The sequence below is a fragment of the Mycobacterium sp. PO1 genome (genome assembly GCF_017312405.1).
Lineage (GTDB): Bacteria > Actinomycetota > Actinomycetes > Mycobacteriales > Mycobacteriaceae > Mycobacterium.
In genome coordinates this window covers 1-8,927 of record NZ_BLTG01000093.1, presented here as the reverse complement: position 1 = coordinate 8,927, position 8,927 = coordinate 1, and the positions used below count along the sequence as shown (strand labels likewise).

The 8,927-nt window shown below is 58.7% G+C and carries 7 protein-coding genes, 2 pseudogenes and 1 other annotated feature; of the genes and pseudogenes, 4 read left to right on the top strand and 5 right to left on the bottom strand.

All coding sequences use genetic code 11. From position 1 onward, the window contains the following. The 3 genes and pseudogenes from J3476_RS24295 to J3476_RS24285 all read right to left on the bottom strand — a co-directional run. Positions 1-150, bottom strand: a pseudogene (locus J3476_RS24295) (leucine zipper domain-containing protein); the annotation flags it as partial. A gap of 458 nt (positions 151-608) precedes the next feature. Next, entirely contained in the window at positions 609-1,718 is a 1,110-nt protein-coding gene (locus J3476_RS24290; protein WP_207068874.1) for a glycosyltransferase, read from the bottom strand. Positions 1,719-1,882: 164 nt separating this feature from the next. Continuing rightward, entirely contained in the window at positions 1,883-2,725 is an 843-nt protein-coding gene (locus J3476_RS24285; RefSeq protein ID WP_207068873.1) for a 2OG-Fe(II) oxygenase, read from the bottom strand. A 1,154-nt stretch (positions 2,726-3,879) separates the two neighbouring features. Between J3476_RS24285 and J3476_RS24280 the strand changes: the two genes are divergently transcribed. After that, positions 3,880-4,137, top strand: a complete 258-nt coding sequence (locus J3476_RS24280) for a hypothetical protein (protein ID WP_207068872.1) — start codon at positions 3,880-3,882, stop codon at positions 4,135-4,137. Here the strand turns inward: J3476_RS24280 and J3476_RS24275 are convergent. Continuing rightward, entirely contained in the window at positions 4,101-5,342 is a 1,242-nt protein-coding gene (locus tag J3476_RS24275; RefSeq protein WP_207068871.1) for an IS110 family transposase, read from the bottom strand. The genes J3476_RS24280 and J3476_RS24275 overlap by 37 nt on opposite strands. A gap of 499 nt (positions 5,343-5,841) precedes the next feature. On the opposite strand from J3476_RS24275, the gene J3476_RS24270 reads away from it, so the two are divergent. After that, positions 5,842-6,300 carry a DDE-type integrase/transposase/recombinase gene (locus J3476_RS24270; RefSeq protein ID WP_207068870.1) on the top strand — a complete coding sequence of 153 codons (459 nt, stop codon included), beginning with the start codon at positions 5,842-5,844 and terminating at the stop codon, positions 6,298-6,300. Further along, positions 6,230-6,352: a sequence feature (AL1L pseudoknot), on the bottom strand. (Overlaps the previous gene by 71 nt.) Here J3476_RS24270 and J3476_RS24265 read toward each other — a convergent pair. After that, a pseudogene (locus J3476_RS24265) lies at positions 6,245-6,650 on the bottom strand (transposase); the annotation flags it as partial. It overlaps the preceding feature by 108 nt. The gene J3476_RS24270 and the pseudogene J3476_RS24265 overlap by 56 nt on opposite strands. A 234-nt stretch (positions 6,651-6,884) precedes the next feature. Between J3476_RS24265 and J3476_RS24260 the strand changes: the two are divergent. Both J3476_RS24260 and J3476_RS24255 read left to right on the top strand, forming a co-directional pair. Beyond that, complete coding sequence (locus J3476_RS24260) at positions 6,885-7,082, top strand: hypothetical protein (protein ID WP_207068869.1); 198 nt, start codon at positions 6,885-6,887, stop codon at positions 7,080-7,082. Between the two features lie 306 nt (positions 7,083-7,388). Continuing rightward, positions 7,389-8,696, top strand: a complete 1,308-nt coding sequence (locus tag J3476_RS24255; RefSeq protein ID WP_207068868.1) for a hypothetical protein — start codon at positions 7,389-7,391, stop codon at positions 8,694-8,696. The last annotated feature ends 231 nt before the right edge of the window (positions 8,697-8,927 follow it).

Below are 8,927 nucleotides of genomic sequence, written 5' to 3'. Positions count from 1 at the left end.
CGCCAAGTAGCGGGTTGCCCGTCGTTTGGCCGTCGGCCAGGACACGTGGAAGTGCTCGGCGGCCCGAACTACTGGCCAGCCTTCATCGACGATCAGACGCGCAAGCAACAACCGGCCGCGCGGAGTCAACACAGCGTTAGCGTGGACCATGAAGGTCTCCCGTTCGTTGAAGTGAAGTGGTAGCAGCTCCACTCCACGACGGGAGGCCTTCGCCAATCAACGACCGCTACAGCGAGTCGTCACACTTCTTCAACCAACCTGCCTGGGTAGTACAGCTAGTGCACAAATCCGCACCAGGAGGAACCCGAATATGCAGGTCAAAGACCTACATGGCCACCAAACCGCCGACGGTGATAAAAGTCAGGAAAAGGCGGCCGAAGGTGACCTAAGTCAGGTCTAAGTCGGGACTCAATAGGCTCGAGCAGGAGAATCGAGAACTCAAGCGCGCCAACAAGATCCTGAAACGAGCAGCGAGTTCCTTCGGGGTGGAGATCGCGGCAAGGATCAGCTCGGCGGGATCGAGCGTGTATAGGAATTCCGAATCGTTACCCGCCGAGGCCCGGTTCATTTCAACGACACGAACCACCGAACCGGCCTACGCAACAGGCTCAGTGTCCGCGGCACTCATAGACAATCCGCGAAAGCGCTGTCTCATAATCACGGCAAACCTTCGACCAGGAGTAGTGCTCGGCCGCGCGCCCTTGATTACGCGAAGCCATGTCCTCTAAAAGGACGGGGTCCTGCATCATTTCAGTAACTTTCTGAGCGATTTGCGCCGACTCCCCTCCCACGAATTCGCCGCCCTCGTCCAGTACCTCGCGATTATAAACGGTGTCCCGGGCCAAAATCGGAGCACCAGCCGCCATTGCCTGCACTAGGGCGGGATTGGTTCCCCCCACAGTATGTCCATGAAAATACACACCGGCGTGCTGCCAAAGCGATAGAAGCAAAGCGTCGTCACTTATGTGTCCAAGCCAAGTGACGTTCTCATGGACATTGTGCAAGTTGCGTGCGGTGTCATCGAATTCACCCCCATATCCGGAGCTTCCAACGATCACAACTGGAAAGCTTTTGGCGATAACTGGTACGGCATCGAAGAACTGCGTAACGCTGTTCTCGGGCACAAAGCGCGCGACGACAAGAACATAACTACGATGCGAAAGTCCGTTCGGCACTGGAAGGGCTTCGGGGATGTCCCCTCCGTACGGTATAAATGTCCCACCGACTTGGAATGTTTCTTGCCAGTACGACTCTATGGCTCGCGCGTCGAACACGAGTTCGGTCGCCCAACGCGCTGATAGGAAAGCACCGGTTCTGAATACACGCTTCGCCAGTGGATTCCATTTAGCGCGTTCCCATTCGATACCATCTACATTTAGCAGCGTTGGTATCTTTCGCGCCTTCAGCACAGAGAGGAAATACCCGTTTGCGACGTTCATAATAATTGCGGCATCTGGACGTCGCAAAGCTGCGTCGATGGTCGAGGTCAAACCGTAAGATAAAGTGCTGAGACTTTTGGTCTCCAACCCGCGCGTAAGCCGGGAGTGCACTCTGCTATCTCTGTCGATGTCGTCTAGTCGTGTCGACCCCTGCCGTCCATATACAGTAACGTCCCACCCGCTGTTTATTAGGCTCGGCGCCAAGCGCCGAACTGCGGTCTCAAAGCCGCCATAATAGCTTGGGTAACCGCGGGTGCCGATGATAGCTACCGACGGCATCGCATCTCCTAACCAATTGTCTTGCAGGTGGCCTTGTCAACTGCTGATGCGCGATGTTTGCAGTTCCAGGACCCACCTTTCGGGAATCTGGCCTCGAACGAGAGGTGCCGCCATAACGGACAATATCCGACACCCAGGCCGCCGGTTTATTCCGAGTACCTGCGTCAACGACGATTCTTGAGAGTTCCGCTGCCTAGGTATTTGTTCTTCGTCAGCACCAGGCGATTCCAGTTTCGCGCAAGAATACCCTTGAGTAGTCCGGGATCCTCAGGCGCCCAATTCGTGGTGTGCCGCTCGACCGATCCAGCGGCGATCTTCGAGTACGCGTAGGCGGCAATGGATCGGCGTGAATGACCCGCTGGAAATCGGATAGGTTTGTAACCGTGAAATGAATTGTCGGTACACTCCATAATCACAAGGCGATTAAAAAGTGGGGGCACTGCGATGGGTTCGTGTCCGGGGTCGTCGGTCAGCAGCAGCTCTCCCCCCCATGACGACTCCCACTCCGGGTTGAGATAAAGTAGGATATTGAGCTCGCGCAGCCAATCTTCGTGCACTGGGTGTACATTGAAGTCGACGTGAAGGTCAAGAAAACTTCCAGTATCGCCCGCGTGGAAGCCGCCGCCGACGTACTCGGGATCGATGATGACAGATTTAGACGACAGCCTCGAAGCAAATTCCGCAAAATCGGAACTCATAAAAACTTCGTGCAGTTGGAGTGACAATTTCGAGTGCTTGTCGAGGGTCGACAGTTCTCGCTTGTCGCTAAAAACGTAGTCGCGAGACTTGGGCATCAAAGCCAAGTCCGGGAGGTCCTCAAAGAGCGCATTCGCGTATTCGGGGTCGAGAAAGTTGTCAATCACGATATGTTTGACAGGTCCGGAATTCGCGAACTGTTCGACCAAAGCGTCGATCTCAGCATTTACGTGCGGTGAAACGGGAAAATTCAAGATGGAGCCCCCTTGGTCGAGATCAAATATACCGGCGCACGGCCCACGTTTCGTCATAGACCCAGCTTCGAAGTGCCATCTTATACTGCAAGCGACACGGGAGTCACGACGATGCGGAGCCCGGGCGACAGCACGCGTTGGCCGTGAGTTAGCTAGAGAGGATGATCGGGACGTGTTGACTGCCCGAACTGTACCGCCTGCAAGTATCTTTATGGCTGGCTCGGTACCGGCTGGTAGCAACGATATTGCCGTCCGGGTGGGGTCTGGCTCGTCGATCGCCTAGCCCTGTGATGGGTTGCTCCACCGAGCGGTTTGTCCGTGTGGCGGGGGTCGCGACGCAGGCCGGCGTCTTCCTTTTGGCTGCATGTTTGGAAGCCTGCCCCACTCGTTGTCGCGAGTCGTGGCCCCCTACAGGCCTGCCGCAAAACTTTCTCTTCTCGGCCGGCGCGCCATGCCTAGTCGCAGAGGACGATGCGTTCCACATCGGAGTCGACACCGAGGCGGCCACGCAATCGCTAGCGCTGGTCGCCGCCACCGGCGGGACAGGCAATTAAGTTATGGTCCCAAACTCGCCCGCAAGTCTTGATCGAGCCTTGACCTAGATTATCGGCAAGGTCGACCGACGCTCGGCGACTATTGTCATCGAGGGCGTGATGTCCTTCGGCGCCCTTTCTGGCGGGCGCGCGGTGGCAGCCGTGTTGCTCGTGGCCGAAACGTCGGCGGGGCGGCTGCGGAAAACCGCAGCATCGAGCTCCGCCCTCAGAAAGCTTGACCGGTTTCAGGATTTCGTTTGCGCGCTTGAATTCGGTCCTCCTGCTCCAGTTCTTTGAGCCTCTGCGATTCGGCCGTCATCACCCCGGACGCCACGCCCCCCGCCGATGTCGACCGGGCGGACCCAGCTGCGTATTGACTCCATCCGTAACCGAGCTGGTTGGCAGCCCGCTGCACAACGCCCTGTGCGTCGGCGTTTTGGGCGCACCACCGCCTCCTCACGTGAAAGACTAAGAAGCGTCGCGAGTCCAAGGTGAGCTCGATCTCGAGTTGAGTGATGCGTTTGTGGGCGCCTGTCAGCTCGCTAGCTCCACGGTCGGAACACTCTCGATGACGTCGGCGTCGATTAAGGCCCGAGTTTTTTTCCGACGAAACAGTGGCGCGTCGCGTGGCGAACTGCCAAGCGCCGCGCCGTCGACATGCTCAAGACGACCTTGAGCATGTCGGAGCGTCTGGCCTGCAAGGCCGTTGGGCTGGCTCGCTCTACCTACCGTCGGCTGCCGCTGGCACAGACCCCCGACGATCCCGACGCCGAGATGAGGGCCTGGCTGCGCGCCTACGCCACCAAACACCCGTGTCACGGGTTCCGCCGTGCGTGGGCGGCGCTGCGCTACGACGAGCGTCGTGAGGTCAACAAGAAGACCTCCGATTACGCTAACTGTCAAGCAGCAGCGCCGTTCTGGGTGTCGCCCGGGTAGCCGAAGGCCTTCTGCGCATCGAAGGTTTGGCGGGTTTGCAGGCAGTGGTGGAGTTGGCCGAGCATTTTGTTGAATAGGTGCCGCAGGGCGGCGGCGTGGCGGTCGCCGTGGTCGCGGCGGCGGTAATGCATGCGGGCAGGGCCGGGATGGATCGAGGCGTAGGTCGCCCACACCCAGCCGACCGCGGCGAGCCGGTCGTTCTTGATTCTGCGGTGGGTGATGGACGTGACCTTGCCGGAGGCTCGGGTGACCGGTGCTGATCCGGCGTATGCCTTCAGTGCGCGGTCGTCGGCGAATCGGCTGCGGTCATCACCGATCTCGGCGAGGACGCGGGCGCCAGTCACATCGCCCAAGCCAGGGAAACTGGTGATGACCGCGTAGTCGGGATGCGTGCGGAATTGCTCACTGGCGGCTTGTTCGAGGTCATCAGCGCCGGTGCAGGCGGCATCGAGCATCGCTAGCAGGGCCGTCGCCTGGCGGCCCATGGCTTTCTCGACCAAGTCGGGTTGCCGTAGATGTGGAGTTCGCAAACGTTGCAGAATGTCGGTGGCGAGATCGTCGATGCCGCGTTTGCGGCCGGCGCGCCGCAGCGCCGTTGCGATGCGGGACTTGGTGAGCCGGGTGGCGTGCGCCGGTGTGGGTGCGATTGCGAGGATTGCGCGGGCTTCCGGTTTGGCCAAGTTGGTGGCTGACTTACCGGCGAAGGTATCCAGGAACGCTGGGTAGTACTCGCGCAGCAACGAACGTAGTTCATTGCCGGCCTTCGTGCGCCGCCACACCGCATCCTGTTGAGCTCTCGCCAAAATCGCTATGGCTCGGGCCAATTCGCTATCGACGGGCAGTTGTCGGTGCAGGTGCGCGTCCACGCGAAGAATGTGGGCCAGCGTCATGGCATCAGCATGGTCGGACTTCGCGCGAGCTACCGAGTGCCGTTCCCGGTAGCGAGCCACAGCCATCGGATTGATGGCATACACCGGCCGGCCTGTGCTGCGTAGAGTCGCGACCAGTAGCCCCCGAGGGGTTTCGATCGCGACCGGGATCGGGTCATCCGCGCCGTCACCACAGTCGGCAAGGAGTTCAGTGAACGCGGTGAACCCAGCCACATCGTCGCTGATGCGTTTCTTGGCCACCAGCTTGCCGTCGCTGTCGCTGATCGCGATGTCGTGATGCCCTTCCGCCCAGTCAATTCCGCAATATCGATTCATTCCCTTGACACCTCCGTTTCGCCGTACAGCATCATTGGTTCCAGACCTGAGCGAGAACGCGCAGCACCCTACTTACGAGCCTCTCGGGCTTGCCTCCGATGAGCTGTTCGCGATCCCAGCGCACCCGCACGGCGCCGGTCTTCGTCAGAGCTCTACGGCTCCCGAAACAGATGGGGCGTCCGGTCGTGCGAGCAGGCTCGAACCACGAGCAATACCAACCGCTGATCAGCGGTTGGTCAGGAGCGACACGCCGCTATGGGTCTTGCTGTTCTGCGCCGCCGCCAGGCTCCCGGTCTTCTTGGAGGACTCATCGGTCCTGAAGATCCATAGGAGTCCCGGCGGCGGCGAGTGAACGGTGACCAACAGCCCGGCTCCGAGCCTGTGGATAGACCTACAAACAGTCCTGTTTTGATCAGGAGTCCAGGCTGCTGATGCGCCGCTCGTTCATGAGTAGAAGATCCACCGCCTCTGGCGCGAAGAGGGCCTGCAAGTCAAGATCGTGTCCCCGCGCAAGCGGGCCGGGGTCTCGTCGGTGTCGCCGATCCTCGCTGATGCGCCGGGCGTGGTGTGGGCCATCGATTTCCAGTTCGACTCCAACATCGACGGCAAGGCCATCAAGATCGCCTCGATGATCGACGAACACACCCGCGAGTCGCTGCTGAACCTGGTGGAGCGCTCGATCACCGGCGAGGCTCTGGTTGCCGAGCTGACCAAGGTGTTCGCCGCCGCCGGCGGGCCGCCGAAGGTGCTGCGCATGGACAACGGTCCGGAAATGGTTTCTCAAGCGCTGCGACGGTTCTGCGAGAACAGGACCGGGATTGTCTACATCCCGCCGGGGTGCCCGTGGGACAACGACTACATCGAATCGTTCAACAACCGCCTGCGCAAGGAGTGCCTCAACCGCGCAGGACGGCGCAGATGGGCTCGACCCCGAACTCGCCGCGGTTGGCGTCGATGAAGGCGACTATCTCTTGCGTTGGCGGTCGAGCTCCGCCCCGAAGAAACTCGCCGCTCGTTTCAGAATCTCGTTGGCACGCTTAAGTTCTCGATTCTCCCGCTCGAGCTCTTTGAGCCGTTGCGATTCAGCGGTCGTCACCCCCGGCGCGACCCCGTCATCGATGTCGGCCTGGCGCACCCAGCTGCGCACCGACTCCACCCGTAGCCCAGCTGGTTGGCCACCCGCGCCAACGTGCCCTGCGTCGTGCCCAGCTCCGAGCGCAAGGCGCGGACCATCCGGACCGCGGCGGCCTTCTCCTCCGAGCTATAGCGACGTGTCGTGGGCTTGCCAGCTGACTGTTCCTTCGGCATACCTGCATCCTCGTTTCCAAGGTCAGGAGCCTCCTACTTTTCCAGGGCGGTTCAGGCCACTCTCGATCGCCATCGCGGCCACTAGCTCACCCGATCACAACCGCGCAACGAACTGTCGCTAACCGACGAGGAATTCTGACAGCGCCTTAGACCTCCTGATAACCACTCTGCCCTCGACACGCACAGCCGCGGACCTACACACGGGTACAGATTAACTGATCTCATTCGGGAAGGGTGGACACGCAGCATCGCCGGCAAGCCTGGGCCACCCACCAGACGATCTCCGACCCGGCCCCTATCGAGGCGGCGAAGGTGTTGCGGCGCAGACGCATCCAGACTCCACTGCCGCCAGCCGAGACCGAAGTGGCGGTGCGGGACCTGTCGTCTTACGACGCGGCGTTCGAGGTCGATCTCGACGGCGGAGCCGCCTGATGGCCACCACCAAAACAATCGCCGTCGACAATTGCATTACAGCCGAGTCGAGCGAACTCGTGAGCCGCCAACCTGACTTGGAATGTCGGGCGGCCAGATACGGAGACTCGTCGTATAGTACTGAGAAATAGCCGCTCGTAGAGCGATTGCGCTTGCGCGCCCAGTCGCTTGTCAACAGAAGCACTCTTCTCGATACTGTCGAAAAGAAGCAGATCGCCCTCCAAGGATATCCACGCGACAGCATCTCTGGCCACTAACTTGACTACACCCCACGGCGCGGTACCCGACTGGAAAAGGAAACGCAAATTGCAGCACGGCGACGACGATTTTCCGAATCAGAAACGCATGCGCGCAGATTTTTTCGACCCTGGTCGAATCGATGACGACGCTGATTCAAATGACCGATTTCGACACGACCTTCTGCGACCCCGATCCCGGCGTTCACTCGGGTTTACCGGCGCATCCCTGGCCGCCGCTACTTTGTCACTGGCCACATCGCCTGCCTCAGCGGCGCAAGACTTGGCCAGTTCGCAAATTCTCGTTGACGAACTCGGTGCTACCGATGACGAGCGCCTGGCGATGCTTAATCGACTCGCACGGGAGACCGGCGGTCAAGGCGCTCAAACATTCGTTCTGTCAAACAGAATATATCAGACGTCAACGCCAATCAGACTATATTCTGGCTTAAAGATTATTGGCACCAGTGGGCAACCGGCAAGGGAATATAACGGTGGCACCACGATTCGATGGGACGGAAAACCTAACACCTCAATTTTCGAATTCCCAACAGATGATCGGAGGCGCGGAAATTATCCAGCCGACGGTTCACCCCGTGACATCACGTTGTCTGGAATACTATTCGAAGGTGGTCAGCATGGAAGTGATACCGATGTCTTTCCCAAATTAGATATGACGTCCGCTTCCATACGAGGACAGACGCTCTGGTACTGCACGCTCCACAACCTAGCGGTACGCGATATGCGGACGTTCTGGTGGGGTTACGGCACCGGTGTCTCGCTGACTGGGACATTCCACGGTCAGGCGATGCACGAAACTCCGTTCTTTATCGGAGGAAGCGAAAACACGATCTTCGGGACGGAAGCGCAGTCCTTTTTAGACAATAACTCGCCAGCATGGAAGTCAAGCACAAAACCGTTCCTGCGCTCGGTCATGCAAAAATCATACATCGGCCGTTGCATCATAACCGCTCGACGGAATGCGCACCACATATCCGTGGAAGGGGGCCGCGGACTTTTCATCTCGGGCGTACAGTTCGATGCACCCAATACTGATCCAACAAACGGATCGGCTATAAAAGTAACTCGAGTGGAAGGGCTATCTATTACAAATTGTGTATTTTACGCTAGTATGAATCGCCCGAAAAGCGGCCGCGGAATAATCGACATTAGCGGTGGGCAAGAAATCACAATATCGGATAATCAGTTTATTAAGTATCGTCGTTCCATGGACGAACCCCTATCAGACACGCCGATCGTTTTCTCCTCGGCTGCAACACCAGTAAAAATCGGACTAAACAACTATGTTGGATATTCTGGGGTCATACTTGGAAGTGCTCAAAGCATTGATCCCAGCGTGCGCGTGCACCCGATTTGATTGAACCAAATATTCTTTGCACCTCGATAATGAGCCGAGGCCGCACGCGATCCTCAAAACCTGAAGCCGAATTTCTCTATGTCTTCGCCGTATACTTTCGCGATCACGCGCCTTGTGTCGCGATCATAATAATCTCGGTAGTCTTTATGTTCAGTTCGGTTGGACTGGCCAAACTTCACGACACGACCGAGCGTCCTAGTCAACCAATCCTCCCGACTTGGCTCAAATTAG

What these genes read in the sequence shown, in the direction of transcription:
- J3476_RS24290 (WP_207068874.1), bottom strand. Translation starts at nt 1,718, where the DNA reads ATGCCGTCGGTAGCTATCATCGGCACCCGCGGTTACCCAAGCTATTAT.
- J3476_RS24280 (WP_207068872.1), top strand. Translation starts at nt 3,880, where the DNA reads ATGTCGGAGCGTCTGGCCTGCAAGGCCGTTGGGCTGGCTCGCTCTACC.
- J3476_RS24275 (WP_207068871.1), bottom strand. Translation starts at nt 5,342, where the DNA reads ATGAATCGATATTGCGGAATTGACTGGGCGGAAGGGCATCACGACATC.
- J3476_RS24285 (WP_207068873.1), bottom strand. Translation starts at nt 2,725, where the DNA reads ATGACGAAACGTGGGCCGTGCGCCGGTATATTTGATCTCGACCAAGGG.